Here is a 25620-nt window from a genome sequence, read left to right as displayed (position 1 = left end):
TTCCCAATGCGTATCCGGCTCATCCGAATACGCGTGCGTCTCATTCCTGAGCTGATCGGTATCCTGACGCGATGGACGTGGTGAGCGACGCGATCTCCGCCGTCCGGCTCGGGCAGCCCTCGTTCACCCGGGTGGGGGCGGACGGGACCTGGTGCGTGCGGCGGGAACCGTACGTCGGCGCTGGCGTCGCCGTCGTACTGAAGGGCGGGTGCTGGCTGCTGCCCGACGGCGACGAACCGCGGTCCCTCGGGGTGGGCGACGTGGTGCTGTTGCCGCACGGCGCCGGCCACGTGCTCGCCGATTCCCCGGTCGCTCCGGCGGCCGCGCGGAAGAAGGCGGTGCCGTTCGAACGCTGGCTCGGCGGGGCGCGGCCCGCGCACGGCGAGACGGAGCTGCTCTGTGGCCGCTATCGGCTCGACTGCAGCCGGTTGCACCCGCTCATCGCGGAACTGCCCGGCGTCGTCCACCTGCCGAACCGGGTGGGTGAGCACCTCGAACTCCGTGCCGTGCTCGACCTGCTCGCCGGGGAGCTGGACGAGCGGCGGCCGGGTTCCTGCGTCGCGCTCCCGAGCCTGCTCGACCTTCTCCTCGTCTACGTCATCCGGTCCTGGCTGGCCGGGACCACCGGCGGGGCCTGGCCCCGGGTGCTGGGCGACCCGGTGACGGCCGCCGCCCTGCGGGCGCTGCACACCAACCCGGCCGAGCCGTGGACCACCGAGCGCCTGGCCAAGGCGGCGCGGGTGTCCCGGCCGACCCTCGCGCGGCGGTTCACCGCACTGGTCGGCCGTCCGCCGATGGCGTACCTCACCTGGTGGCGGCTGACCCTGGCTGCCACGCTGCTCCGGGACACCCCGGACACGCTCGCCGCCATCGCGGGCCGGGTCGGATATGGCAGTCCCTACGCGTTTTCCCACGCCTTCGAGCGGGAGTTCGGCATCACCCCCGGGCGGTTTCGTGCCCGGATCGCGGAGCGGTCACGCGGTTAGCGGCGAGCGAGGCGCGGCCCCCGTGGCCAGAACGCGTCGCGCCTCGTCTTGCATGGACCGCATCGCGGGGTCGTCGACGCCGCGATGCGGTCCGAGTGCGGTGACCACCTCGTCGAGCCCGGCGCCGCCGAGCTCCACACACGCACTTGCCTGATGTGTACGATACGGTCTCGTACACTTGGAGGTGACATGGTCCGCGGAATCGAACGCGAGCAGGCGATCCTGGCCGCGACGCTCGCCCTGCTCGGCGAAGTCGGCTACGGGACGTTGACCATCGACGCGGTGGCCGCGCGGGCGCACGCCAGCAAGACCACGATCTACCGCCGGTGGAACGGCAAACCCGAACTGGTCAAGGCGGCGCTGGACGACCTCGACGCCGAGGCGGTGGCCGACCCGCCCGACACCGGCACCCTGCGCGGTGACCTCCTGGCCACGCTGCGCGCGTCCTGCGCGCGGATCGACGACCGGTACGCGGTCCTCATGACCGGCCTGATCCACGCGATGCGCCTGGATCCCGGACTCGCCGAGGCGCTGCGGTCCCATGTGGACAATGAGGACCTTTCGCCGTTCCCGGTGATCGTCGCCCGCGCCATCGGCCGCGGCGAACTGCCCGGCGGCACCGACGCGGGCCTGGCCCATCAGGTGGCCGAAGGCCAGATCGTCCGGCACACGCTGCTCGGTCACCCGCTCGACGCGGTCTTCCTGACCACCTTGGTCGACGAGGTCCTGCTTCCCCTGCTGACCCGTCGTTTCCCCGGCACTCCCGAGAGCGGGTCCGATGCCTAGTGTCCGAGCGCGTCTGCTGGCCGTCGCGGTCGCGGCACTGCGTGTGCACACCACATTCGACGGCCCGGAACGGATCCGCCGCGCCGTCGCCGGCGACCGGCGCCGGGGCCCCACCCCGCCACCGGCGAAGGTCCGGGCCGGGTTTTCCGTGCGCGAAGAGGAGCTTTCCGGCCACCGTGTCCACGTCGTGGCCCCGCGCGACGGCGCCCCGTCCACGCGGCGAGTGCTCTACCTGCACGGCGGTGGCTGGACGCTCTCGATCACCGATCCCCACTGGGGCCTGATCGCGAAGCTGGCACGGCGGCTGGACTGCGCGGTCATCGTGCCCGGCTTCCCGCTCGCGCCCGAGCACACCGCGCGCGAAACGTTCGCCATGCTGCTTCCCCTCTACGCCGAGCTCGCCGCCCGTGCCGACGAGGGCGAGCTGACGGTGATGGGGGATTCCTCGGGTGGCAACCTCGCCCTGTCCCTCGCCATGCAGGCGCGGACGGCGGGCCTGCCCCAGCCCGCGCGGCTCGTGCTGCTTTCCCCGTGTGTCGACGCGACTTTCGGTGATCCGGGGCTCGCGCGCCTGGACCGTCGTGACCCGATCCTGCCCGCGCGGGGACTGCCGGAACTGGGGCGCGTGTACGCGGGCGACCTCGACGTGCGCGACCCGGTGGTCAGCCCGTTGTTCGGGACCTTGGCCGGTCTCGCGCCGATCGCGGTCTTCACCGGGACCCGGGACGTCCTCAACGTCGACGCCCACCGGCTGCGCGAGAAGGCCGAGCGCGCCGGAATTCCCTTGGCCTGGCACGAGTTTCCCGGCATGCTGCACGTCTGGCCGCTGTTCCCGATCCCGGAGGCCGCGGACGCCCTCGAACGCGTCGCGGCCTTCGTCACCACGGAGCCGGTCACGGTTCTCGGCACGGGCAAGGAAGTCCGCCGGTCCGCACGCGAGTAGATTCGCCCGGGTGACAACGGACTGCCCGCACGGCTGGCTGCGGCCCGAGACGGAGCTGGCGTGCCTGGACGACACCGAGGTCGTGCTCCGCTGCGAGGACGATCCCTCGGTGTCGGTGACCTTCGGGGAACGGCACGCGGCGGTGCACCCACTGGACCGCCGGATGTTCTTCACGGTGCGGGCCGGGGCGCCGGGGCTGGACGCCCGCTTGGAGGCCGTGACCAACTTCGTGCTGGGGCGCGGTCTCGCGCGGTTCGTCGACGAGCTGGACTTTCGTGGCTGGCAGGGCGAAAAACGCTGGGTCAACGCCGACCGCGACCTGACGGTCGGCGCGGTCTACGAGCCGCGCGGGCACATCGCGCTGACGTGGACACTGAAGCCGTGGCGCGCGGTCTACGGCGGTTGGGAAGTAGCCGTCACCACCCGGCTGGGCGCCGGTGCCGCCAAGGACGAGCTGGCCGCGCGGCTCCACGACTTCCTGACCGCGGACGGGTTTCCGGTGGACTACCACGAGTGCGCCGACGGCTCCTCCTGACGCGGCCGCTACGGCAGCGCGACGCCCCGGGCCGAGCGGAACGTCCTCGCCGCGACCCAGCCGCCCGCCAGCGCCGCGACCGCGGCGATGCCCAGCGCGACCGGGATCGACCAGCCCGGCGGCCGGCCCAGTGCGAGCGCCCGCGCCGCGTCGATGGCGTAGGTGAGCGGGTTGATCGCGGAGACCACACGTAGCCAGCCGGGCATCGTGTCGAGCGGCATGTACGCGCTGGAGGAGAACATCAGCGGGAACATGACCACAAAGGACGCCAGCTGCAGCGTCTCCGCCTTGCGCAGCCACGTGGTGATCGCGACGAACACCCAGCTCAGGCACCAGCCGACGAGGAGGGTGAGCAGCAGCGCCGCGCCGAGGCCGAGCACCCCGCCGGTCGGCCGGAAACCGAGCAGCGCCACGCTCGCGATGACGGTCACCAGCAACTGGACGGCCAGCCGCGCGGAGTCGGCGATGGTGCGGGCCACCAGGACGGCGGTGAGGCTGATGGGCAGGCACCGCAACCGCCCGGTGAACCCGCTGTGGATCTCCGCGAGCAGACCGGCACCCGAGCTCATCGCCGTGGTCATCGCGATGTTCACCAGCGTGGCCGGGACGAGGAAGTTCACATACCCCTGATAGGCCGCGACGCCGGGAAGAGTGCTGACGCCGCTGAAAACCTGGCTGAACAACAAAAGCAGCACGATCGGCTGCGCCAGCCCGAAGAACACCAGCCGCCGGTCGCCGAACGCGGTCCGCAGCGATCGGGCGGCGAGTACCCGGACCTGGGTGCCGAAACCGCTTTCCGGCCAGGTGGCCGGGTTCGTCAGCACCGGTCGCGGTGCCGCCCGGTGCCGTGCCTCGGTCATCACGGCACCGCCGGATTCCGGTGCAGGGAAAGGTAGACGTCGTCCAGCGTCGGTTCGGTGACGGTGAGGTCCTTCAACGGCGCGCCCGCCGCGTCGAGCGCGCGGACCAGCACCGGCACGTCGGCCGGGCCGGCCAGCGCGACGCCGAGCACCAGCCCCGGGTCCGCGCTGGTGTGGCGCAGGCCCAGCCTGTCGAGCGCGGTCCGCGCGCGCTGGGCCGCGAGGTCGGTACCGAAGGTCAGGGTCGCGGTCCGTTCGCCGAGGCGTGCCTTGAGCTGCGCGGGACGACCGGAGATCGTGACGTGGCCCAGCCCCAGCACGACGACGTGGTCGGCGAGCCGGTCGGCCTCTTCGAGGTACTGCGTGGTGAGCACCACGGTGGTGCCCCGCGCGGCCAGCCGTTCGACGGTACCCCACAGCCCGGCGCGGCTGATCGGGTCGAGCCCCGTGGTCGGCTCGTCCAGGAAGAGGACCTCGGGATCGCCGACGAGACCTGCCGCGAGGTCGAGCCTGCGCCGCATGCCGCCGGAGTAGGTCCGTGCCGGTCGCCCCGCGGCGTCCTCCAGCTCGAACACCGCGAGCAGTTCGGCCGCGCGCGCACGGGCCTGGCGGGCGTTCGCGCCCAGCAGCCGGGCGACGAGTTCGAGGTTGCCCCGGCCGGAGAGGGCTTCGTCCACGGCGGCGAACTGGCCGGTGACCCCGATCCGCTTGCGCACCTGCCGTCCGGCGCGCACCACGTCGAATCCGCACACCCGCGCGCTGCCCGCGCTGGGCCGGGTCCGGGTGCTGAGGATGTCGAGGAGCGTCGTCTTCCCGGCACCGTTGTGGCCGAGGACGGCGAGCACGGTGCCCCGCGCCACCCGCAGGCTGACCTCCGCGAGCGCGGTCACCGCGCCGTACTTCTTGGCGAGGCCGGTCACCTCGATGGCAGCCTGCTCCATCGCCACTCCCAGGTTCGATTCCGTCCGAAAGTACCCAGCGGCCCGGCGTGGCCGCAACGAATTCCCGGGTAGTGGATATCCACGTGACAGTTTTCCGGTGTGCTTCCCGTACCCGGATCACAAGAAGGGTGGACAGCTCCGTGGTGACAGTTTTCCCGGGGCCGGGACTGAGCCGGATGACAAAAAATGGTCCGCGCCGCGGTTCGGGGAGAACGCGATGCCAGTCCGTTCGGCGGCCCGCCTGACGCGGATGACAAAAGGGGAGCGGCGGCTTTTCCGATCCTTGCCGGGGTGTGGTACCGGAGGTAGTTTCGACTCTCCTCTGCCGAGGTGTTTCGGCTGTACCACCACAATTTTTCCCCTTCAGGGAGTGACCGCTGTGAAGTTCTCCGCGAAGTCGAAAAGATCCGTGCACGCGCTGGCGGCCGGTACCGTGGCCGCCGTCGCGGCGACCCTGGGCATCGTCGGGGCTGGCCAGAGCCAGGCCGCGCCGGCGTCGCTGACGTTGAAGTACACCTGCCCCTTTCCTCTGATCGGCGACCAGACCCTCGTGGTGAAGGTGGACACCGTGCTGCCCGACGACGCGGTGGCGGGGAAGACGTCCAGCCCGATCACCTTCGACGTGGACGTCACCGTGCCCGCGGACGCGACCGCCGGGCTGGCGCTGGTCGGCGCCACCACGGTCGAAGGCAGCGCGAAGGCCGCCGCGACGCTGAAATACCCGGTCGGCAAGACGCTGAACCTGGGCCTGCCACTGACGATCCCGTCGACACCGGTGCCCTCCTCCGGGGAGTTCCACGTCAGGACCAGCGGCAAGGCGCCCGCCGTCACCTTCCCCGAGCCGGGGACCGCTTCGGTGACCGTCGGGAACTTCAGCACCACGATGACCCCGAAGAACGCGCAGGGCCAGCCCACCGACCTCGGCACGTTCACCTCGGACTGCACCGTCCAACCGGGACAGAACCAGCAGCTGGGCACCTTCGAGATCAAACCGGCCGGCGGCACCACGACGCCGACGACGCCGCCGACCTCGACCACGGAGCCGACGACCCCGACGACGTCCACCGCGCCGACCACGGAACCGACGACGCCGACCACTCCCACCACGGAACCGACCACGCCGACGACGGCACCGACCACCCCGACGACGCCGACCACGGAGCCGACGACCCCCACCACGGCGCCCACGACCCCGACGACGTCCACCACGGAACCGACGACGCCCACGACTCCCACCACGCCGACGACGTCGACGACGGTGCCCACGACGCCGACCACCCCGACCACGGAACCGACGACACCCACCACCGCGCCGACGACCCCGACCACTCCCACCACGGAACCGACCACCCCGACGACGACGCCGACCACCTCGACCACGGTGCCCACGACGCCGAGCACGTCGACGACGCCGACCGCACCGCCGGGAGACACCCGGATCACCTACACCGTCAAGGGCAGGACACAGCTGGAGCGGCTGGGGGCCACGCTTCCGCTCGGGCCCGGCGAGTTCGCCGCGAAACTCGACGCGTCGGGCCGGTTCACCGGCCGCCTCTCGCTGCCGCAGTCGCAGCTGAGGTTCCGCCTGTTCGGGTTGTTCCCGGCCTCGGCGACGGTGCGGTTCGCGCAACTCGGCGACGTGACGGGCACGCTCGCCGGCGGTTCCGCCAAGGCCACCGCGAAGATCGACGTCCGGCTGCCTTCGGTACGGGTCTTCGGATTCCCGATCCTGACCTCGACGGCGTGTCACACCGGTGAACCGGTGACCGTGCCGCTGACCTCGTCGCCGGGATTCGATCCGCTCAAGGGCGGGAAGCTGACCGCGGAGTACACCCTGCCCGGGTTCCGTGGCTGCGGTTTTCTCACCCCGTTGATCAGCCTGCTCGCCTCCGGCGACGGAAACACCCTCGAAGCGCACCTGACGAAGAAGTGAACCTCCCGCGGTAGTACCGGAAACCCGAAGGCCGCCATGCGCGCTCCCGACGCTCTCATGGCGGCCTTCGGCTGTCCGGTGGCGGGAGAAAATTTGTGATCCACCACGAGAACGAAGTGGCTCCGAACAGTCAGCGGGGTTACAAGAAAACTCCTTTCTCCGGCGAAGTTTCGGTATTCCTTGTTTCCGTGCCGGCCCACCAGTAACGTGCTGCTCAGTGGCCGTTCGGCCGGGAAATCTAAGTGAGGAAGCCCGAATGTCAGCGTTGATGGGGCGTGTTTCGCGCGCTTTCCTGTTCCCGGCGGTACTGGGACTGGTCACGCTGTCACTGGCTTCCGCCTCCGCCGCCGATCCCGCCGCGCCCGCCCCGGTGGCCGCTGCCGAGCAGCAGCCACAGCAGGGGACCCGTTTCCCGGTCGGCTTCTACGTCGGTGACGAGCAGCAGCCGACGACGAGCCACGTCGCGAAACTCGGCTCGGACATCACCTTTCCCCAGGGCCGTTTCGACGCCGTCCTGCTCGGCCTGTCCGGCCGGGTGCCGCTGACCGGAACGCTCTCGGTCCCGGCCACAGCGAGCTATTTCGTGTCGTTCCGGTTCATGCCCGCCACCGGCACGGTGGAGCTGATCCAGGACGGCGAGGCCACCGGCACCACCCAGATCCTCGGCTCGAAGGACTGCACGAGTGTCGGCACCTCGCTGTGCGCGGACTCCGACGTCACCACGAAGGTGTTCATCAAACTGTCGAACGTGAAGGTGGACGGCCGGGTCCTCGATGTCGGCCCGAACTGCCGCACGGCGCGGCCCGCGGCCGTGACGATCAAGGCGCTCCTCCCGCTCCAGCCGACGAACCCGCCGCCGGTCAAGGCCACCGCGACCTTCACGACACCGGGGTTCGCCGGCTGCGGGGTCCGCGAGAATCTCGACCCGCTGCTGACCGGGCTCGTCGCGGGGCCCGGCAACACGCTGGTCACCAACCTCAAGCTGCGGTGCGTCGGTTCCGGTGGCCCGCCGAACGGATGCGGGAGCTGACATGACGAGTCCGTCCACGCTGCTGCACCGCGCGCCGGAAAAGGCGGCGAACGCGCTGCGCGAGTTCGGCCGGATGTGCGCGATGGGCCTCGACGTGGTCCTCGCGATGTTCCGGCGCCCGGTACAGGTCCGCGAGTTCGTCCAGCAGTTCTGGTTCATCGCCAGCGTTTCGATCACACCGGCGATCCTGGTCTCGATCCCGTTCGGCGCGGTCATCTCGCTCCAGCTCGGCTCGCTGACCAGCCAGATCGGTGCCCAGCAGTTCAACGGCGCGGCGAGCGTGCTCGCGGTCGTGCAGCAGGCCAGCCCGATCGTGACAACGCTGATCATCTCCGGCGCCGGGGGCAGCGCGATCTGTGCCGATCTCGGCGCCCGGTCCATCCGCGAGGAGATCGACGCGATGGAGGTGCTCGGTGTCTCGCCGATCCAGCGGCTCGTCGTGCCGAGGGTGCAGGCGGCGATCGGGGTTTCGGTGCTGCTCAACGGTTTGGTCAGCGTCGTCGGCGTGCTCGGCGGCTACTTCTTCAACGTCATCGTGCAGGGCGGGACCCCGGGCGCGTACCTCGCCAGCTTCAACGCGCTCGCCCAGCTGCCGGACCTGGTGATCAGCACGATCAAGGCGTTCATCTTCGGTTTCCTCGCCGGGGTGGTGGCCTCCTACCGGGGCCTCAACCCGCGTGGCGGGCCGAAGGGCGTCGGCGACGTCGTCAACCAGTCGGTGGTGATCACGTTCCTGCTGCTGTTCTTCGTCAACACCATCCTCACCGCGCTGTACCTGCAGCTCGTTCCGGCGAAGGGAACCTGACCCGCATGACCAGCGTTCCCGAACGGGCCCGCGACGCGCTCAAACGGCCCGGCAACAGCCTTTACGCGCTCGGCGACCAGCTGTTGTTCTACGTCCGCGCGCTCGCCGCCGTCCCGATGGCGGTGACCCGCTACTTCCGCGAGGTGGTGCGGCTGCTGGCCGAGGTGACCTTCGGCACCGGCGCGCTCGCGGTGATCGGCGGCACCGTCGGCGTGATGGTCGGCCTGTGCGTGTTCACCGGGATCACGGTGGGGCTCCAGGGTTTCAGCGCGCTGAACCAGATCAACATCTCGGCGATGACCGGGTTCCTCACCGCGTACTTCAACACCCGCGAGATCGCGCCGCTGTCCGCGGGACTCGCGTTGTCGGCGACGGTCGGCGCCGGGTTCACCGCGCAGCTGGGCGCCATGCGGATTTCCGAGGAGATCGACGCGCTCGAGGTGATGGCGGTGCGCAGCATGCCGTACCTGGTCACCACCCGGATCGTCGCCGGGTTCGTCGCGATCATCCCGCTGTACGTGATCGGCCTGCTGATCTCCTACCTCGGTTCGCGGGTGACCACGGTCGTGTTCTTCGGCCAGTCCGGTGGCACCTACGACCACTACTTCACGTTGTTCCTGCCACCCGGCGACGTGCTGTGGTCCTTCGGGAAGGTGCTGGTGTTCAGCGTCGGGGTCATTCTCACGCACTGCTTCTACGGGTACCGCGCGGCGGGCGGGCCCGCCGGGGTCGGCGTCGCGGTCGGGCGCGCGGTGCGGACGTCGATCGTGCTGATCAGTGTGCTCGACCTGTTTCTCAGCCTGGCGATCTGGGGCGCCACCACGACGGTGAAGGTGTCCGGATGAGCAAGCGCTTTCGCACCCAGCTCGCCGGGGTGGCCTTCCTGCTCGTCCTGGTGGTGCTCGGCTGGTTCGCGGTCGCGGTCTACAACAAGGACTTCACGCGTGCCGAGCTCGTCACCCTCCGGACCGACCGGGTCGGCAACCAGCTGGCCCCGACGGCGGAGGTGAAGGTCAGGGGAGTGCCCTTCGGCGAGGTCAGGGCGGTGCGCAGTGGCGCGTCCGGGGCGGAGATCGAGCTCGCGATCGACCCGGCGAAGATCACCCAGCTGCCGCGGAACGTGTCGGCGCGGCTGCTGCGGAAGACGGTGTTCGGCGAGCGGTACGTCAACCTCGTGCTGCCCGACCGGGCCGAGGGCGGCGCGCTGCGGTCCGGCGACGTCATCGCCCAGGACCACTCGGCGAACGCGATCGAGCTGGAACGGGTGCTCGGCGACCTGCTCCCGCTGCTGCGCGCGGTGCAGCCGCAGAAGCTCAACAGCTCGCTCGGCGCGATCTCCCAAGCGCTGGACAACCGTGGAAAACCCTTGGGGGACAGCATAGTCCAGCTGGGCGATCTGCTGGGGAAGGTGAATCCGCTGATGCCGCGGTTCAAAGCCGACATCACCGGCCTCGCCGACGCCGCGGACCTCTACACCGGGGCGGCGCCGGACATTCTCCAGGCGCTGTCGGACCTTTCCGTCACCGCGAAGACCATTGTGGACACCCGGGGCAGCCTGGACGCGTTGTACGGCAGCGTCACCACCGCGTCCGGCGACCTGAACGGGTTCCTGGTGAAGAACAAGGAGAACATCATCGGCGTCAGCGTCGAAAGCAGGCCGACGCTGGAGCTGCTTTCCCGCTATTCGCCCGAGTTCCCGTGCCTGTTCGACGCGGTGAACCGGCTCAAGCCGGTGATGGAGAAGGCACTGGGCAAGGGCACGAACGAACCGGGCCTGCACGTGAAGCTGTCGGTGCACGATCCTCGGGACAAGTACGTGCCCGGTCGGGACACCCCGGTCTACGACCAGAAGGGCGGGCCACGCTGCTACGGCGGGGGAGGCACCTCCCCGGCGTCGGCCTTCGCCACCGACGGCGATCTCGGCCCGGCGAACTCGGCGGGGGAGCGGCGGCTGGTGGCCGAGATCCTGGCGCCGTCGCTCGGCACGCCGGCGGCCGCCGTCCCGGACTGGAGCAGCGTGCTCGCCGGGCCCGCGCTGCGCGGCACGGAGGTGACCGTCCGATGAGGAGTGTGCTGGGCCCGGCGCTCAAGGGTCTGATCTTCTTCGTGATCACCGCGCTCGCCACCGGGGTACTGGCCATCACGATCGCCAATTCCGGGGTGGGCATGACCATCGGCTACACCGCCCGGTTCACCGACGCGACCTCGGTCAACCCCGGTGACGAGGTCCGCATGTCCGGCGTGCGCATCGGCCAGGTCGACTCGGTGGCGGTGGTGGAACACCGGCTGGCGGACGTGAAGTTCTCGGTGGACGTGAAGCACCGGCTCCGGTCCTCGGCGTCGGTCACCATCCGCTACCGCAACCTCGTGGGGCAGCGGTACCTCGCGGTGGACCCCGGGGGCGCCGACACCGCGACCACGCTGCCGGAGGGCGAGGTGATCCCGCCGGAGCGCACGCACCCCGCGCTGGATCTGACCGCGTTGTTCAACGGGTTCAAACCGCTGTTCCAGGCCCTTTCGCCGAACGACGTCAACCAGCTGTCGTTCGAGATCGTCCAGGTCCTGCAGGGGGAGGGCGTCACGATCGACAGTCTGCTCAGGCACACCGCGTCGCTCACCTCGACGCTGGCGGGCAAGGACCAGGTGATCGGCCAGGTGATCGGGAACCTCAACACCGTGCTCGACACCCTCAACTCCCAGGGCGACCAGTTCGACCGGCTCGTCGACACGACGGCGCGGCTGGTGACCGGCCTCGCCGGGGACGCGAAACCGATCGGGCAGGCCATCGGCGGGCTGGGTGAGCTCAGCACCGCCACCGCGAACCTGCTCCAGGAGGGCCGCCGCCCGCTCAAGGACAGCATCAGCACTCTCGGGGACCTTTCGAAGAACCTCGCCGACAACACGCCGGTGTTCGAACAGTTCCTCGCCAATCTGCCGAAGAAGCTCGATCGCGTCGGCACGCTCGTGTCCTACGGCTCGTGGTTCAACTTCTACCTCTGCTCGGTGCGGTCCGACGCCGCGCCCGCGCCGGGCGGCCCGCCGGTCGGGATCCCGGTCACGCAGGGACGGTGCCGATGAAAGCGCCCCGGATCAAGCCCTTTCGCGCCCGCAACCCGATCGCGGTCGGTGCCGTGACGGCGGTGCTGATGGCGGCGGCGGGATCGGCGACGTTCTTCTCCGACGACCTCCCGTTCGTCGGCGGCGGGACGACGTACGCGGCCGAGTTCAAGGAAGCCGCGGGGCTGAAGAGCAACGACGAGGTCCGTGTCGCCGGGGTGAAGGTCGGCGAGGTCACCGACGTCCGGCTCGACGGCGACCACGTCAAGGTCCTGTTCCGGGTGAAGGACGCCTGGATCGGCAACCGGACCACCGCCGCGATCAAGATCAAGACGTTGCTGGGCCAGAAGAACCTGGTGCTCGATCCGGTCGGGGACGGCGAGCTGGACCCGGACCAGCCGATCCCGGCGCAGCGCACCACGGCGCCCTACGACGTCACCGCGGTCTTCAACGACCTCGCGAGCACGGTCGGCGCGATCGACACCAACCAGCTCGTGGAGGCGTTCCGGACCTTGTCGAGCACGCTCGGCGCGTCGACACCGCAGGACGTCCGGACGGCCTTCGACGGCATCACCGCGCTGTCCAGGACCCTCGCTTCGCGCGACGAGGAGCTGGTGAAACTGTTCGCCAACACGAACAAGGTGTCCAAGACCCTCGGGGAGCGTTCGCAGCAGATCGAGTCGCTGATCCGCGACGGGAACACGTTGCTCACCGAGCTGAACGCGCGCAAGGACGCGATCGCGAAGCTGTTCAGCGGAGTGAAGAACCTTTCGGTGCAGCTCAAGGGTTTGGTGGCGGACAACGAAAAGGCCCTCGGTCCGGCACTGGACCAGCTCGACCGCGTCGCGACCGTGCTGCAGCGCAACCAGGACAAGCTGAACGACAGCCTGCGGCTCGCCGGGCCGTTCTACCGGTTGCTGGGCAACGCGGTCGGCAACGGCCGCTGGATCGACACCTACATCTGCGGGCTCGTGCCGACCGGCACCACACCGGGCAGCTGTATGCCGTCGCGGAACGGAGGACGCTGATGGCCCGTCACCTCACCCTCGTCGACCTCGGCGCGCGGGACCGTCGCCGGGCCTGGCTGCGGCGGCTCGCGGCCGCCGTCGCGGCCGGGCTGCTGGTCACCGCGGTGTGGCCGCTCGTGACACGCCCCGCCGACCGGACACTGGTCGCCTCCTTCACCGCGGCGGTCGGGATCTACCCCAACTCCGACGTCCGGGTGCTCGGCGTCGCGGTCGGCTCGGTGACCAGGGTCGAACCGAAGGGCACGAACGTCGAAGTGACCATGTCGCTGCGACCGGAGCTGAAACTGCCCGCCGACGTCGGCGCCGTGGTGATCACCCCGAGCCTGGTCGCCGACCGGTACGTGCAGCTCACGCCGGTGTACACGCACGGCCCGGAGCTGGCGGGCGGTGCCCGGATCCCGGTCGCGCGCACGGCCACGCCGGTGGAGGTCGACCAGCTCCTGGGCAGCCTGAACCAGCTGATGACCGCGCTCGGCCCCCAGGGGGCCAACAAGGACGGCGCGGTCAGCGACGTGCTGACCAACGCCGCGAAGTACCTGGACGGTAACGGCAAGCCGCTCGGCGAGGCGATCAGGAACCTCGGCGAATTCGCCCGCACCGCGAGCGACTCCAAGGACGACCTGTTCGGTTCGGTGGACAACATCAGCAGGTTCACCGCGATGCTCGCCGCCAACGACGGCCAGGTGAAGCAGGCGATCGGCCAGGTGGCCTCGATCAGCAGGATTCTCGCCGACCAGCGTGACCAGTTCTCCGGCGCGCTCACCGAGCTGACCCAGGCACTCGGGGTGGTGCAGGGGTTCATCAAGGACAACCGGGGCCGGGTGAAGTCCGATGTGGACAAACTGGCGGAGGTCACCAAGGTGCTCGCGCAGCAGAAGGCGTCACTAGGCGAAGCGTTCGACACCGCGCCGAACGCGCTGACGAACCTGCTCGGCGCGTACAACCAGGCCGACGGGACCATCGACGGCCGCGGGAACATCACCGAGTTCTCGGGGGCGAAATGAACCGCCCGCTCAAGGTCGCCGCGGTGCTGGCGGCTGCGCTGGCCGCGACGGGGTGCAGCGGCGGGGTCGACGTCTACGATCTGCCGCTTCCTGGCGGTGCCGCGCTCGGCGAGCACCCCATCCATGTCACGGCGAGTTTCACGAACGTGCTGGACCTGGTGCCGCAGTCCGGGGTCAAGGTCAACGACGTCCCGGTCGGCCAGGTACGGGCGGTCGACCTCGCGCCGGACGGCCGCAGCGCCGTGGTGAGCCTGCTGGTCAACGGCGACGTCCGTCTCCCGGCCAACGCCGTCGCGCGGCTGCGGCAGGCGAGCATTCTCGGCGAGAAGTTCGTCGAACTCGCCCCGCCGGGCGACGCCAGCCCGCACGGGCGGCTGGTCGACGGCGCCGTCATCCCGCTGGACCGGTCCTCACTGACGCCGGAGATCGAAGAGGTCTTCGGCGCGCTTTCGCTGTTGCTCAACGGGGGCGGGGTCGCGCAGGTGCAGAACATCAGCCGCCAGCTCAACGACGCGCTCGGCGGCAAGGAGAGCGCCGCGCGCACCCTGCTGTCCGGTTTGGACACCTTCGTGCGCGGGCTCGACGAGCACAGGTCCGAGATCACCCGCGCGATCGAAAGCGTCAACAAGCTGGCGGCCACCCTGAACGCGCACACCGACAAGATCAAGACGACGCTGAACGGGCTCACCCCGGGGATCGACGTGCTCAACCAGCAACGTCAGGCGCTCGTCGGGATGCTGAAGTCGCTGGACGGGCTCACCTCGGTCGCGGTCGAGACGGTCGACCGCAGCAAGGACGACCTCGTCGCCGACCTCAAGGCGCTCGAACCGATGCTGCGGCGGCTGGCCGACTCCGGCGACAAGCTGCCGAAGGCGATGGAGATGATCTTCACCTTCCCGTTCCCCGACGCCGCGCTCGACGCCATCCGCGGCGACTACCTCAACGGATTCCTCGACTTCAAGGCACGGGGTGGTCGCTGATGCTGACCAGATTCGTACGGGCGCAGATCGTGGTGTTCGTGGTCATCGCCGTGCTCGGGGTCGCGTACGTCGGGGCGACCTACGCCGGGCTCGACAAGCTGGTTCTCGACCGGGGATACACCGTCAAGGCGCGGTTCACCAGCGGCGGCGGGATCTTCACCAACGCCGAGGTCGCCTACCGCGGAGTCCCGGTCGGCCGCGTCGGCGACCTGCGGCTGGTCTCCTCCGGGATCGAAGTGGACCTGAGGATCGACCCGGGCGCCCCGTCGATCCCGGCCGACACCGAGGCGGTGGTGGCGGACCGCTCCGCCGTCGGTGAGCAGTACGTCGACCTGCGCCCCCGGCGGGACAACGGCCTCATGCTGCGCGACGGCTCGGTGATCGCCCAGGACGACACGAAGATCCCGCTGCCGGTGGACGTCGTCCTGTCCAGTGTGGACTCCTTCGCCGCCTCGGTACCGAAACCCGCGCTGCGGACCGTGGTGGACGAGCTCTACAACGCGACCTCCGACGCGGGCCCGGCGCTGGACCAGCTCGTGGGCAGGGGCATCGAGTTCGTCAAGGCCGCGAGCGCGCATGTGGCGCCGCTGACGACGTTCGTCACCGACGCGCACACGGTCCTCGACACCCAGATCCAGCAGGCGGAGGCGATCCGGAGCTTCGGCACGAACGCGAAGCTGCTCGCCGAGACGCTCAAGAACTCCGACGGGGACCTGCGGAAACTGATCCCGGCGGTGCCGTCGGCGGCGAACGAGGTGAGCACGCTCCTGCGGGACGCCGGGCCCAACCTCGGTGTCCTGCTGGCGAACCTGCTGACCACCGCGGACGTCCTCCGGACCCGGCGGAACGGGATCGAGCAGCTGCTCGTCACCGCGCCCAAGGCCGTCGCCGCGGGCAGCGCGATCGTCGGCCCCGACGGCGCGCACATCGGCCTCTCGCTGACCTTCTTCGATCCGCCGCCGTGCGTCACCGGGTACACCACGGGATACCGCGACGGGCTCGACACCTCCGCGCGACCGCTCAACACCGCCGCGCGCTGCGCCCTGCCCCAGGGCGATCCGACGAACGTGCGCGGTTCCCAGAACGCTCCGGCGGGCGGCCGGTGAAGGGAGTGAAGGCGATGACACGGATCACGCGCCGGCTCACGCCGGTGGCCGCGGTACTCGCGACCCTGCTGGCCGCCTGGTTCGGCTACGCCTGGTGGCACACCGGGCACGACGACGGTCTCGCGCGGGCCCAGGTGCGTGAAGACGCGCTGGCCGCGGGCCGCCAGGCGGTGACCGGGCTGATCACTTTGGACTATCGACAGGCCGCACAGGGTTACCAACACTGGCTGGACCTCTCCGGTGGTGCCCTGCACGACGAACTGTCCCAGGACAAACCGGGCGGACTCGACCGGATCGCCAAGGCGAAGACGGTGACCACCGGGCGGGTGATCGACGCCGCGGTGACCGAAGTGGACAGTGGCGCCGGCACCGCGAAGATGATCGCGTCGGTCGAGCTGCTGGTGCGGCCCGACGGCGGCGACACCGTGACCAAGCGCAACCGGTTCCAAGCCGACCTGAACCGGACCCCGGACGGGTGGCGGGTCACGGCGCTCGGCCAGGTCCCGGTGTCGGGGGATGCCGGGGACAACACCGTCGGTAAACCGTGACGCGGAGGGCGGGAATGCACACGAAACGAACCGCGCAACCAGGACGGCGCGCGGTGAAGGTGGCGGGAAGTACTCGCCGGACGTTCACGCACGCTGAGCTGGAAAAGGACGAGCCGGAGAAGGTCGCGGTAGCCGACCCGGTTGTGCCGGTACCAGCGACGGAGCCTGAGCCGGGGGCGGGGCAGGCGCGTCGTCGTCGAGGGCCGGTCGTGTCCGGTGCGGTCGCGGTGGTGATGGCGGCGCTCGCGGGATGGTTCGCGATCGAGGCACGGGACGCCACGGCGGTGGCGGCCCACAACACCGCCTTGGCCGACGTCGCCGCGACGGCGGAGGTGACCGACCAGGTCGGCAAGGCACTCGCGACGATCTTCTCGTACCGCTACGACGAGCCAGGCAAGAGCGAGCAAGCGGCGAAACAGGTGCTGACCGGTCCCGCCCTTACCCAGTACGACCAGTTGTTCGCGCAGGTGAAGAAGCTCGCGGCCGAGCAGAAACTCGTCGTCACCTCGTCGGCGGTCACCTCCGGGGTGAAGCTGCTCGACGGCGATCACGCCGCGCTGCTGGTCTTCCTCGACCAGACCGGCGTCCGAGGTGACGGCCGGCGCAGCACCGGCGCGGCCCAGCTGAGCGTCACCGCGGAACGGACCGGGGACCGGTGGCGGGTCACCGCGCTGGCCGCGGCGTGACCGGGCGGAGGGGGTGCGGGCGATGAACGACGAGCAGCCGGAGAACGACGAAGAGGCCGGGATCGCGGAGCAACTGGACCGGTTCGGCAAGGCCGTACTGACGCCGGGCTCCTTCCAGACGTGCTGGCCGGAGGTCGCCCTGCCGGACGAGACACTGGCCGCGCCACGGTCGTGGCTGCTGCTGACCGACGAGCATCCGTTGAGCCTGGCCCGGCTCATCTCCCTGGCGATCGCGCTGGACGCGACCGGCGACGAGGCCCTCTCCCTGCCGAAGGACGACATCGCCGAGCTGCCGGGACTGCTCGTCGAGCGCGCCGTCGACGCCCGCCCGGTGTGGGGGGTCGTGCTGCTGGTCGGGCCGCCCGGCGCGTACCGAGATCCCGACGACGCCCACGAGCTGATGCACGCGGTGACCGGGTTGATCAGGACGGCCGGCCGCGTCCGCGGCACCCGCCTGTACGTCGTCACTCGTTCGGCCACCGATCTCGGTGCCGGGGAACCGGGCCTGGACTTCCTGCGTGGGCTCGTGCGCGTTCTGGTGCTCGAACACCCCGGCCTGCGGGTCAGCCTCGTCGACGTGGACCCCCGGTCCGCGGTGACCTCGCTGGTGCGGGAGTTGCACGCGGGCATGGGGGATGACGAGGTCGCGTGGCGCCACGATGTTCGGCACGCCGCCCGCCTCGCGTGGTCGCCGGGCGAGCCGAGGAAGACACAGCTGGGCGGCTGAACCCGACGTAGCCGCGGCGCGCTAGGCGGCGGTGCGGGGTTCATGGAGCGGTGCGGGTTGGTGGACATACCGGCGTCCGGTGGGGGTGACGACGGTGTAGCCGCCGTCGCGATGGGGAATATGCTGCCATCCGGGTTCGTCCTTCACCCTGTGGTGGAATCCGCAGCGCCCGCCCATGTTGTCGGCGCTGGTTTCGCCTTTTGCGGCGCCCCAGGCCCTGACGTGGTCGAGGTCGGTGAACTGGGCCGGGCGGTGACAGCCGGGGCTGCCGCATTCGCGGTCGCGGACCCGGATGAAATCGTCGAGGCCGGCGGGTGGGCGGTACTTCCGGCGCCCGACCGACAGCAGCTGGCCGGTGTCGGGGTCGGTGATGAGCCGGGACCAGGTGGAGGAGGGCTCGGTCGCGATCTGCCGGGCCAGCCACGCCGGGATCGGCCCGTACCCGGCCAGCTCGGCGGGATCGTTGTTCAACCCGGCCAGGGTGCACAGGTCCACGTAGACATGGATGTCGGCGCGAATGTCGGCAGCACCACCGCGAGCGGCGATCAGGCGTTCGGCGAACACGTCGGCGCGCAACTGCTCTGTCGTGCGTACCTCCCCCGGAAGACGGCGCAGCTGCCGGGCGGCGCGGTCGACCGAGGCGTAGATGGCGCTGGCTTGCTCCACCGGCAGCTTCGCGGTGAGGGTGCTGATGGTCTCGTCGTCGTGGTGCAGCCGGATCTGCCGGGCTCGCCGCCGCAGGATCGAACGACGTTCGTATCCGTCGGGGTCCACGGTCAGGATGACTCCGTTCACCGCGCGCCGCAGCGTGCTCGAGTTCTTTCCGGCGAGCCGCCGCACGATGATCTCGTCCACCCGCCGCGCCTGCTCGTCCGACAGCGCCGCGGTGGGCTCGGCGACCTTGGATGCCTTGAGCTCATCGAGCTCGCCCCGGTCCATCGCCGCGAGCGTGCACGGCAACCGGTGAACCAGGGCCTCGGCGAGGTTGAGCTTCTTCTCCGCTTGCCGCACCGTCACCGACGAGGCGAGCGCGAGTTCGGCCGTGGCGGATCTTCGCGAACCGACGCAACTTGAATAGCGCTCCAGGGCGCGCACCTGACGCGCCCGCAACCGGCAAACCTCCTTCTCCAAATCGCAGTATTCGGACAGGGCCGCGTCGGCACCAGCGGTGTCGACCGGGGATGGGGGAGTGGCGAAACTGGTCACGTGCTCCACGGTAGCTCGAACACGCGTGCGAGATCATCACTCACACGAGCGAACTTGTGGCCTACTGTCCACAAGGGACATATATGGTCGAAATTTGTTGGCATATAAAGGAAATTGAGAGTCATATCTAGTATTTCGGGTGCCTGCTTGCCTGTTTTCGTGCGAGAAGCTCGACGGAAGGAAAAGGATGCCCGCTCGTCTCGGATCTGGTAAACGTGGTTGAAGTGATGAAGCCGCCGACGCGGTCGGCGCGTCCCGGGAGGCGACGCGGAAACAGCGGCCCTCGTGGCACAGTGAATCCCGCTTCGAAAATCCAGGTAGGCCAATCAAGACGAAGGAAACCAAGGAGCGTTGTCATGGAATCCCGCACGCCGACGTGCACTGTTCTCTCCGGAACTGTGCCCTCCGCAACTACGTCCTCCCGAACGCGGAACTCGCGCTCCGGGCGGGAAACTCAGGGGTCAGCGAGCACCGCGCAGGGCGAGGATCATTTCGAAGCGGCGCTCCGGGTCGCGGAGCCGGTCGGCGAAGAGGGCCTCCAGTTCCTGGGCGCGCGAGCGGACGGTCTGCGGGTGCACGGCGAGCCGGTCGGCGACCTCACGGACGTTCCCGCAGGTTTCCAGCCACGCCAGCAATGTTCCGGCGAGACGGGCGTGCTGTTTCGTCGTCAGGCCGGCGAGCGGGGCGAGCCTGAGCCGGGCGAGTTCCGCAGCGAGGAAGGGTTCCTTGAACAGCCACAGTTGCGAGAGGTGCGCGTCGCACCAGGTGACCGGTTCGTCGGGGAGCACGCCGGCTTCGACGAGGTGGAGCGCCTCTCGTGCGGCACGCAGGGAACGCGCCGCGTGGGCGGGTGGCACGGCGGGGCCGATCGCGGCGCGTCTGCCGGTGAGGTCCCCGGCCAGTGCCCGCCGGTCCTCCGGTGCGGGCAGTACCAGGCACGGGGAAGCGCTTTCGAGGTCGGCCAGCGCGTCCACGGCGGCCGCGGGTGGCTCGTCGCCCGGACCGTCGAGCGCGACGGCGACGAGCCGGTCCGGGAGGTGCCATCCGGCCAGCCTGGCGGCCTCCTCGACCACGCCGGGCGGGGACGGTGGCTCGGTGAGCAGGAGTTCCAGCAGCCGGTGGCGACGTCGTTCGAGCGCGCCCGCGGCCTTTTCCCTAGCCTGGGCGTGCCCGGCGACCGACAGGGCGGACAGTTCGTCGATGTAGGCGAAGATGGCCTCCGCGAGCAGGCACAGGATCGCCGACGGGACACCGGCACGGGTACCGGCTTCGGCCATCCGCCGCCACGTCACCCGGGCGCCGACCCGGTACGCGGCCTGAAGGACGTCGACGCCGCGGCCCTGGGCGAACTCGTGCACGCCCAGCCCGAGGAACACCCGCCCGCGGTCCTCGGCGGGGGTGTCCGGGTGCCCGATGCGGTCGAGGAACTGCAGGAACGCCGCGTGGACACCGGCTTTCAGCGCTTTTCCGAACGCGCCGTCCAGTGGGCGGGCGTAGTCGGGGATGGTCCGCTGGATCTCGCGGACCACTTCGCCCGCCACGTCGGGAAGCACGGGCCGGTACACCGCCGCCAGCTCCCGGGGCAGCAGCGACCACAGCTGGACCAGGCGCGTGCCGTCGGCGGCGGGCCGTGCGGGCCCGAGCAGGGGGCCGAACGTCGCCTCGACACCACTGCGGCCACCCTGCGGTCGGGTCACCTCGTCACCTCGTTGTGAGTGAGTGTTGTGAGTGGGTGGTTGTGCGCCGGTGTTGCGGGAGGGGCGAGCGCTTTCCCGGTGCTGTCAGTCGGTCGCGAGCAGTGCCTCCGCGCGCAGGGCGACTTCCATGTCGAGCCGGTCGTCCGCGTTGTTCAACCGGTCGCCGAACAGGTCGATCAGCTGGTGCATGCGGTACCGGACGGTCTGCGGGTGGACCTTGAGCTTCTTCGCGATCTCGGGTGCGCTGCCCCGGGACTGCAGCCAGATCAGCAGTGTCTCGCCGAGCCGGGCGCGCTGTTTCGGGGTGAGGCCCTCGAACGGGGCGAGGCTGCGGGCGCACAGCTCGCGAACCAGGAACTCGTCGGCGAGCAGCCAGAGGGTGGACAGATGATCGCTGCACCGCGTGACCGGGGCGTCCGGCAGGACGCCACGCTGGATCAGCCGCGACGTGCGCCGGGCCCACAACAGCGACCGCGGCGCGTCGGTGAGCCGGACGGCGGGGCCGATCACCGCCCGCCAGCCGGGGAGCCGCTCGGCGAGGTCGGCCAGGTGCGTGCCGGGGTCGCCGGTGACCAGGCAGGGCTCGGCGCCTTCGAGATCGACCAGGACGTCGTCGTGCAGGTCCGGGGCCGCCGGGCCGTGCGGCCCCGGGCGGCGCTCCAGCGCGACGACGGTGACCTCGGCGGGGGTGGCCCACTGCGCGTTCACCGCCTGCGCCGCGATCGCCTGCGGAGAGGACGGTGGGTCGGCGAGGAGCAGTTCGAGCAGCCGCCGGCGGCGCCGGGCCCGGGTGCCCGCGGCCCGTGCCTGCGCGGCGGTGTAGCCCTCGATCGACAGCGCGGAGATCTCGTCCACGTACGCGAAGATCGCTTCGGCCGCGGTGCACAGGGTGTCCGCGTCGGTGCCGATCGCCTGGCCGAACTCGGAGACGTGCCGCCAGGCGACCCGGCCGCCGACGCGGTAGGCCGTCTGGAGGCAGTCGAGGCTGCGGCCCTCGTTGAACTCGACCTTCCCCAGGTTGCGGAAGACGGTGGTCCAGGTGTCGAGCGCGACGGTGCCGACGCCGATGCTGTCGAGGCAGTGCAGGATCGCCTGGCGGATACCCTGCGTGATGATCTGGCCGAACGCGCCCTCCAGTGGCTGCGCGTACTCGGGGACCGCGCGTTGCACCTCCTGGAGGATGGCTCGTGCCATCGGGTCGACGCGGGGCCGGAACCGCTCGCCCAGTTCCCTGGGCAGCGACGCCCACAGTCCATTCGCGCCGGTGCTGCGCACGGATCGCGTCTCCAGAGGGGTTCGCGGTGCCGGGGTGAAGGCACGGGGACGCGCGGTCGGTCCGGAAGCCTGCCGGTACTGCGGGGCGGCCGTCCGCGGCTCGCGCCGGCCGAACCCGGTGTCCAAGTCGGTCATGTTTTATCCTTGCTGGCAACAAAATCAGCCTCTTCAACGGTGAAGCCGATCCAGATTTTGTGGCCCACGCAACATAAAATCCGGCCAGGAGACCTGTCAACGAATTCCGGGGGCTGCTGACGTAACCCGTACGGACTACACCCGAACGGGTGGAGCGAACCGGTGGCAAGTGACATTTACCGGCGCCGGGGATGAGGTCCGGGTGACAACTTTTCCGGGGTGTTCTCCAGTGTCGTGACGCTGTTCGCGGCGACGAGCGTGGCCACCACCTCCGCCAGCTTCAACCGAGCGGGCGTGGTCTCGGCGAGGAAACGTGCCAGTACCTGGCCGAACCGTTCCGGATCGGCCACATGCGGAAAGTGTTTCGCGTTTTCGAACACGGTCAAGCGGCTGTCCGGCAGCAGTTCTGCCGTCCGGCGGCCGTGCGCGACCGGGATGAGCGGGTCGCGCGCGCCCCACACCAGGAGCGTCGGTACCCGTTCGGCCAGATACAGCTTGTCGACCGCGCTCGCGCGCTGGCCGCGCAGGTCGATGAGGCCGCGGGCGATGCTCAGGAAGGCCCGCCGGCGGCCGGGGTCGGCCAGCGCGGCCAGGTGCCGGGTGAGCTCCCGGGTCTCCGGCGCGAGCCCGCCGCCGCACCTCCGCCCGGCCGCCGCGAGGGCGCGGGCGATCGCGAGCGTGGCCCGGTTGACGGTCACGGTGAGTGTCACGCGGGCCCCGGGCAGCGCAGTCGCGCGCAGCACCGCGGTCACCTGCGGGCCGAGTCCCGCACTGCCCACGAGGACCAGCCGGGAGCACATCTCCGGGAACTGGTAGGCGAACTGCATGGCGATCCCGCCGCCGAGCGAATGCCCGGCGACGGTGGCGTGCTCGTGCCCGGTGAGCACGAGGACGTCCCGCACCGCGCTCGCGAGCGCGCCGAGGCCGTAGTCGGCCCGTGGGGCGTCGGAGTCGCCGTGCCCCGGCAGATCGGGGACGAGGACGCGGTGGCCGAATCCGGTCCGTTCGAAGTACGTCAGCAGGGGAAGCCAGGTTTCGCCGCTGCCCGAGATACCGTGCAGCAGTACCAGGACGTCGCCGGATCCGGTTCGGCCGGGCGGGCGGTACTCCCGCAGCCGGATTCGCCGGCCGTGCAGGGTAAGCGTGTGCGTGTCGAGTGCCATGTGCCGCCTTTCCGCTCGTCAAAGGAAAGTAACGCAGGAACGCCTCGTCCGGCAGCGCGGAAACGGGGCGGGGGAAGCGATTGCCGCTGGCGTGACAACAACGTGCGGTGGTGTCCTCGTGCGGGTGCCAAGTTCGGCTGTGGTCCGTGGCGGTGTATCGACATTTTCGCGGTGTCCCGGTACTCAGGAAACCGTTCGCCGGTAACCCGGGAGTACGGGAGAAACGCATGGATGCGACGACGCGCCGTGCCGGAACGACGGTCGCGGGCTGATGGCCTGCCGGGCGGATTTCGACTTCGGGTCGGCACCGCCGTCGCCGTACGGCGGCCACCGTCGTGGCCGCGGGTGGCGGCGCGTGCTGCCGACCGTGCGGGTGCCGCGTCAGCGCGGCGGCGTTCACGATTCGGCGCGCGGTTCCCGGGCGTCGGCGATCGGGAACACCCAGCGCCGGTAGCCCCACCAGCGGAACGCCGAACCCGCCGCGGTCCCCACCAGCATGCCGCTGACGAAGTCGGCGACCTCCTGCGCGGCGAAGCCGACCTGGGGCACCTCGAGCCGCAGGACGTAGCGGGAGACCAGCGGCGGGCACAGCGTGATCGTCACGGCGATCGCGTTGACCGCGAAGAACAACGCGGCCTCCGGCGCGCGCCGGAGGCCGCCGCGGGTGGGGAACGCCCAGCGCCGCGACAGCAGGTAGGCGAGCGCGGTCGCGGTGACGTTCGCGACGGCCAGCGCGGTCACCGGCTTCGTGTGCAGGACGGTGAGTTTCAGGCCGTAGTTCACCGCGAGGGTGCAGCCGAACGCGGCCAGCCCGACGGCGGCGAACCGGAGGAGTTCCCGGAGTTTCCCGGTCCCGCCCTCGCCGGGTCGGCGCGTCCCGCGCGCCCCGGTGTCCACAGGGGACACCGGGGCGGGTCTCGGCACCGCGGGCCTCAGCAGTTCGAGGTCGCCGGCGTGCCCGCGACCCGGTCCTTGACGAAGGCGAGCACGTCGGCGTTCGCGGTGTAGACCGCGGTGATGTGGTCGGTGTCGTAGGTCTTCCAGATCTCCTTGACCCCGGCCGCGCAGTAGGCCTTGTGCATCGCGTCGTCCTGCGCGAACTGGACGAGCTGGTCCTGGATGGCGTGGTAGTGGAAGACCGGGACCCTGATCGGGGCGCCGCCGAGCTTGTTTTCGTTGAGCCGCGCGATCCATTCCGGCTTCACGTAGCCCGCGCTGGTGGTGTAGTCGGCGATCTTCTGGTTCGCGTACGTGGTGAGCAGTTCGAACGTGCACGCGCTCTGCTGCATCTCCTTCAGCTTCGCGCGCCCGTTGTCGCTGAGGAACGAATCGAGTTTCAGTTCGGGATAGGCGTTGTCCAGGCCCACCAGCGCGTAGGCGAACACGCCGAACCCGAATTTCCCGTCGAGTTGCAGGGTGACCTGGACGAGGTCGGCGGGCACCCCGCCCGCGGCGACCCCGACGAGGTTCACCTCTGGCGCGTAGGAGGGCTGGAGCTGACCCGCCCACGCCGCCGCGCCGCCGCCCTGGGAGTAGCCCCGGAAGACCACCTTGGCACCGGGGGAGAGCTTGGTTTCGGCCAGCCGCTGGGCCGCGCGGACCGAGTCGATGACCGCGGGACCTTCGGACCGCCCGGCCACGTAGGTCGTCTTCGGGTCCTGGTGGTAGCCCTCGTAGTCGGTGACGGTGACGGCGTATCCGGCGTCGAGCAGGTCGTCGACCCCCGGCTGTTCGTAGAACGCGCCCATATCGATCATCGAGGACGGGGCGCAGCCGAACGCGGGCCCGTGCGTGCCGGGCGCGAAGGCGACGATCGGCGCGGCGGCCGGGTCGGCGTTCTTCGGCACCAGCACGGTCCCGGTCACCGCGTCCGGTTTGCCGCGTCCGTCGGTGGACAGGTACATGACCTGCCACGCGTTGACGGAATCCTTGCGCGGTCCGGCTTTCGAGGCGCGCCAGCGGAGGACGTCGCCCGGCTTGCCCGCGGGCAGCGGCGAGGGCGGGGTGTAGAACGAGTCGTCGAACGGCCCGGTCCCGGCGGTGGCCGGGGCGTCCGCGTCCGCCGGGCTCGCGCCGGAGGGGACCACCACGGCGGTGGTGAGGACGACGGCCAGCGCGGCGGCGAGCACCGCGCGGGACGGGTGGGGGAACGGGAACACGGCCAGGCCTCCAGGAAGGGGACGGGAACG

Annotated in this window: 25 protein-coding genes; 17 read left to right on the top strand and 8 right to left on the bottom strand. The window is 70.4% G+C overall.

Annotated features, from left to right (window positions below):
- Positions 1 to 71 precede the first annotated feature (71 nt).
- The 4 genes from ABD987_RS02050 (at position 72) to ABD987_RS02035 (ending at position 3250) form a co-directional block, all read left to right on the top strand.
- Positions 72 to 986, top strand: a complete 915-nt coding sequence (locus ABD987_RS02050; protein ID WP_345386180.1) for an AraC family transcriptional regulator — start codon at positions 72 to 74, stop codon at positions 984 to 986.
- A gap of 189 nt (positions 987 to 1175) precedes the next feature.
- Positions 1176 to 1772, top strand: coding sequence for a TetR/AcrR family transcriptional regulator (locus tag ABD987_RS02045; RefSeq protein WP_345386178.1), 597 nt, complete (start codon positions 1176 to 1178; stop codon positions 1770 to 1772).
- Positions 1765 to 2715, top strand: a complete 951-nt coding sequence (locus tag ABD987_RS02040) for an alpha/beta hydrolase (protein ID WP_345386176.1) — start codon at positions 1765 to 1767, stop codon at positions 2713 to 2715. The genes ABD987_RS02045 and ABD987_RS02040 overlap by 8 nt, the downstream gene beginning before the upstream one ends.
- A 10-nt stretch (positions 2716 to 2725) precedes the next feature.
- On the top strand, positions 2726 to 3250 hold the full coding sequence (locus ABD987_RS02035) for a DUF6228 family protein (RefSeq protein WP_345386174.1): 525 nt from the start codon (positions 2726 to 2728) through the stop codon (positions 3248 to 3250).
- 8 nt (positions 3251 to 3258) lie between these two features.
- Here the strand turns inward: ABD987_RS02035 and ABD987_RS02030 are convergent, their stop codons facing one another.
- Positions 3259 to 4110, bottom strand: coding sequence for an ABC transporter permease (locus ABD987_RS02030; RefSeq protein ID WP_345386172.1), 852 nt, complete (start codon positions 4108 to 4110; stop codon positions 3259 to 3261).
- Entirely contained in the window at positions 4110 to 5051 is a 942-nt protein-coding gene (locus ABD987_RS02025) for an ATP-binding cassette domain-containing protein (RefSeq protein ID WP_345386170.1), read from the bottom strand. The genes ABD987_RS02030 and ABD987_RS02025 overlap by 1 nt, the downstream gene beginning before the upstream one ends.
- Positions 5052 to 5421: 370 nt before the next feature.
- On the opposite strand from ABD987_RS02025, the gene ABD987_RS02020 reads away from it, so the two are divergent.
- From ABD987_RS02020 to ABD987_RS01960, 13 genes are all read left to right on the top strand, one after another.
- Positions 5422 to 6984 (top strand): DUF6801 domain-containing protein, encoded by a 1563-nt coding sequence (locus ABD987_RS02020; protein WP_345386168.1) that lies wholly within the window; start codon positions 5422 to 5424, stop codon positions 6982 to 6984.
- 256 nt (positions 6985 to 7240) lie between these two features.
- Positions 7241 to 8014 (top strand): hypothetical protein, encoded by a 774-nt coding sequence (locus ABD987_RS02015; protein WP_345386166.1) that lies wholly within the window; start codon positions 7241 to 7243, stop codon positions 8012 to 8014.
- Position 8015: 1 nt separating this feature from the next.
- Positions 8016 to 8819 carry an MlaE family ABC transporter permease gene (locus ABD987_RS02010; protein ID WP_345386164.1) on the top strand — a complete coding sequence of 268 codons (804 nt, stop codon included), beginning with the start codon at positions 8016 to 8018 and terminating at the stop codon, positions 8817 to 8819.
- 5 nt (positions 8820 to 8824) lie between these two features.
- On the top strand, positions 8825 to 9664 hold the full coding sequence (locus tag ABD987_RS02005) for an MlaE family ABC transporter permease (RefSeq protein WP_345386162.1): 840 nt from the start codon (positions 8825 to 8827) through the stop codon (positions 9662 to 9664).
- Positions 9661 to 10884 carry an MCE family protein gene (locus tag ABD987_RS02000; protein WP_345386160.1) on the top strand — a complete coding sequence of 408 codons (1224 nt, stop codon included), beginning with the start codon at positions 9661 to 9663 and terminating at the stop codon, positions 10882 to 10884. Before ABD987_RS02005 ends, ABD987_RS02000 begins: the two co-directional genes overlap by 4 nt.
- Positions 10881 to 11897 carry an MCE family protein gene (locus tag ABD987_RS01995; RefSeq protein ID WP_345386158.1) on the top strand — a complete coding sequence of 339 codons (1017 nt, stop codon included), beginning with the start codon at positions 10881 to 10883 and terminating at the stop codon, positions 11895 to 11897. Before ABD987_RS02000 ends, ABD987_RS01995 begins: the two co-directional genes overlap by 4 nt.
- On the top strand, positions 11894 to 12904 hold the full coding sequence (locus tag ABD987_RS01990) for an MCE family protein (RefSeq protein ID WP_345386156.1): 1011 nt from the start codon (positions 11894 to 11896) through the stop codon (positions 12902 to 12904). Before ABD987_RS01995 ends, ABD987_RS01990 begins: the two co-directional genes overlap by 4 nt.
- The gene (locus ABD987_RS01985; RefSeq protein ID WP_345386154.1) at positions 12904 to 13908 is read left to right on the top strand and encodes an MCE family protein; all 1005 of its coding nucleotides are present in this window, start codon (positions 12904 to 12906) and stop codon (positions 13906 to 13908) included. Before ABD987_RS01990 ends, ABD987_RS01985 begins: the two co-directional genes overlap by 1 nt.
- On the top strand, positions 13905 to 14888 hold the full coding sequence (locus ABD987_RS01980; protein ID WP_345386152.1) for an MCE family protein: 984 nt from the start codon (positions 13905 to 13907) through the stop codon (positions 14886 to 14888). Before ABD987_RS01985 ends, ABD987_RS01980 begins: the two co-directional genes overlap by 4 nt.
- A complete protein-coding gene (locus tag ABD987_RS01975; protein WP_345386150.1) occupies positions 14888 to 15994 on the top strand; it encodes an MlaD family protein in 1107 nt (368 codons plus the stop codon). The genes ABD987_RS01980 and ABD987_RS01975 overlap by 1 nt, the downstream gene beginning before the upstream one ends.
- A gap of 14 nt (positions 15995 to 16008) precedes the next feature.
- On the top strand, positions 16009 to 16542 hold the full coding sequence (locus tag ABD987_RS01970; RefSeq protein ID WP_345386148.1) for a hypothetical protein: 534 nt from the start codon (positions 16009 to 16011) through the stop codon (positions 16540 to 16542).
- A 14-nt stretch (positions 16543 to 16556) separates the two neighbouring features.
- Positions 16557 to 17228: a hypothetical protein gene (locus tag ABD987_RS01965; protein ID WP_345386146.1), complete on the top strand. Its 672-nt coding sequence runs from the start codon at positions 16557 to 16559 to the stop codon at positions 17226 to 17228.
- Between the two features lie 22 nt (positions 17229 to 17250).
- Positions 17251 to 17955 carry a Rossmann-fold NAD(P)-binding domain-containing protein gene (locus ABD987_RS01960; RefSeq protein ID WP_345386144.1) on the top strand — a complete coding sequence of 235 codons (705 nt, stop codon included), beginning with the start codon at positions 17251 to 17253 and terminating at the stop codon, positions 17953 to 17955.
- Between the two features lie 21 nt (positions 17956 to 17976).
- Here the strand turns inward: ABD987_RS01960 and ABD987_RS01955 are convergent, their stop codons facing one another.
- The 6 genes from ABD987_RS01955 to ABD987_RS01930 form a co-directional block, all read right to left on the bottom strand.
- On the bottom strand, positions 17977 to 19161 hold the full coding sequence (locus ABD987_RS01955) for an HNH endonuclease signature motif containing protein (RefSeq protein ID WP_345386142.1): 1185 nt from the start codon (positions 19159 to 19161) through the stop codon (positions 17977 to 17979).
- A gap of 461 nt (positions 19162 to 19622) precedes the next feature.
- Complete coding sequence (locus tag ABD987_RS01950; protein WP_345386140.1) at positions 19623 to 20858, bottom strand: PucR family transcriptional regulator; 1236 nt, start codon at positions 20856 to 20858, stop codon at positions 19623 to 19625.
- A gap of 84 nt (positions 20859 to 20942) precedes the next feature.
- Positions 20943 to 22133, bottom strand: coding sequence for a PucR-like N-terminal domain-containing protein (locus ABD987_RS01945; protein WP_345386801.1), 1191 nt, complete (start codon positions 22131 to 22133; stop codon positions 20943 to 20945).
- Positions 22134 to 22444: 311 nt separating this feature from the next.
- Positions 22445 to 23431 (bottom strand): alpha/beta fold hydrolase, encoded by a 987-nt coding sequence (locus ABD987_RS01940; protein ID WP_345386138.1) that lies wholly within the window; start codon positions 23429 to 23431, stop codon positions 22445 to 22447.
- Between the two features lie 396 nt (positions 23432 to 23827).
- Positions 23828 to 24355: a GtrA family protein gene (locus ABD987_RS01935; RefSeq protein ID WP_378213966.1), complete on the bottom strand. Its 528-nt coding sequence runs from the start codon at positions 24353 to 24355 to the stop codon at positions 23828 to 23830.
- Between the two features lie 8 nt (positions 24356 to 24363).
- Positions 24364 to 25590, bottom strand: coding sequence for a lipase family protein (locus ABD987_RS01930; RefSeq protein WP_345386136.1), 1227 nt, complete (start codon positions 25588 to 25590; stop codon positions 24364 to 24366).
- Positions 25591 to 25620: the final 30 nt, after the last annotated feature.

The organism is Amycolatopsis samaneae, assembly GCF_039541975.1.
Taxonomy (GTDB): Bacteria; Actinomycetota; Actinomycetes; order Mycobacteriales; family Pseudonocardiaceae; genus Amycolatopsis; species Amycolatopsis samaneae.
This window is presented reverse-complemented; position numbering and strand designations above follow the sequence as displayed.

Excerpts from the sequence above, each read along its gene's own strand:
- ABD987_RS01985 (WP_345386154.1), top strand. The coding sequence starts at position 12,904 with ATGGCCCGTCACCTCACCCTCGTCGACCTCGGCGCGCGGGACCGTCGC.
- ABD987_RS02045 (WP_345386178.1), top strand. The coding sequence starts at position 1,176 with ATGGTCCGCGGAATCGAACGCGAGCAGGCGATCCTGGCCGCGACGCTC.
- ABD987_RS02040 (WP_345386176.1), top strand. The coding sequence starts at position 1,765 with ATGCCTAGTGTCCGAGCGCGTCTGCTGGCCGTCGCGGTCGCGGCACTG.
- ABD987_RS01995 (WP_345386158.1), top strand. The coding sequence starts at position 10,881 with ATGAGGAGTGTGCTGGGCCCGGCGCTCAAGGGTCTGATCTTCTTCGTG.
- ABD987_RS01960 (WP_345386144.1), top strand. The coding sequence starts at position 17,251 with ATGAACGACGAGCAGCCGGAGAACGACGAAGAGGCCGGGATCGCGGAG.
- ABD987_RS02030 (WP_345386172.1), bottom strand. The coding sequence starts at position 4,110 with ATGACCGAGGCACGGCACCGGGCGGCACCGCGACCGGTGCTGACGAAC.
- ABD987_RS01980 (WP_345386152.1), top strand. The coding sequence starts at position 13,905 with ATGAACCGCCCGCTCAAGGTCGCCGCGGTGCTGGCGGCTGCGCTGGCC.
- ABD987_RS01970 (WP_345386148.1), top strand. The coding sequence starts at position 16,009 with ATGACACGGATCACGCGCCGGCTCACGCCGGTGGCCGCGGTACTCGCG.
- ABD987_RS02000 (WP_345386160.1), top strand. The coding sequence starts at position 9,661 with ATGAGCAAGCGCTTTCGCACCCAGCTCGCCGGGGTGGCCTTCCTGCTC.
- ABD987_RS02015 (WP_345386166.1), top strand. The coding sequence starts at position 7,241 with ATGTCAGCGTTGATGGGGCGTGTTTCGCGCGCTTTCCTGTTCCCGGCG.
- ABD987_RS02025 (WP_345386170.1), bottom strand. The coding sequence starts at position 5,051 with ATGGAGCAGGCTGCCATCGAGGTGACCGGCCTCGCCAAGAAGTACGGC.
- ABD987_RS01940 (WP_345386138.1), bottom strand. The coding sequence starts at position 23,431 with ATGGCACTCGACACGCACACGCTTACCCTGCACGGCCGGCGAATCCGG.
- ABD987_RS01990 (WP_345386156.1), top strand. The coding sequence starts at position 11,894 with ATGAAAGCGCCCCGGATCAAGCCCTTTCGCGCCCGCAACCCGATCGCG.
- ABD987_RS02005 (WP_345386162.1), top strand. The coding sequence starts at position 8,825 with ATGACCAGCGTTCCCGAACGGGCCCGCGACGCGCTCAAACGGCCCGGC.
- ABD987_RS01965 (WP_345386146.1), top strand. The coding sequence starts at position 16,557 with ATGCACACGAAACGAACCGCGCAACCAGGACGGCGCGCGGTGAAGGTG.
- ABD987_RS01975 (WP_345386150.1), top strand. The coding sequence starts at position 14,888 with ATGCTGACCAGATTCGTACGGGCGCAGATCGTGGTGTTCGTGGTCATC.
- ABD987_RS02010 (WP_345386164.1), top strand. The coding sequence starts at position 8,016 with ATGACGAGTCCGTCCACGCTGCTGCACCGCGCGCCGGAAAAGGCGGCG.
- ABD987_RS02050 (WP_345386180.1), top strand. The coding sequence starts at position 72 with ATGGACGTGGTGAGCGACGCGATCTCCGCCGTCCGGCTCGGGCAGCCC.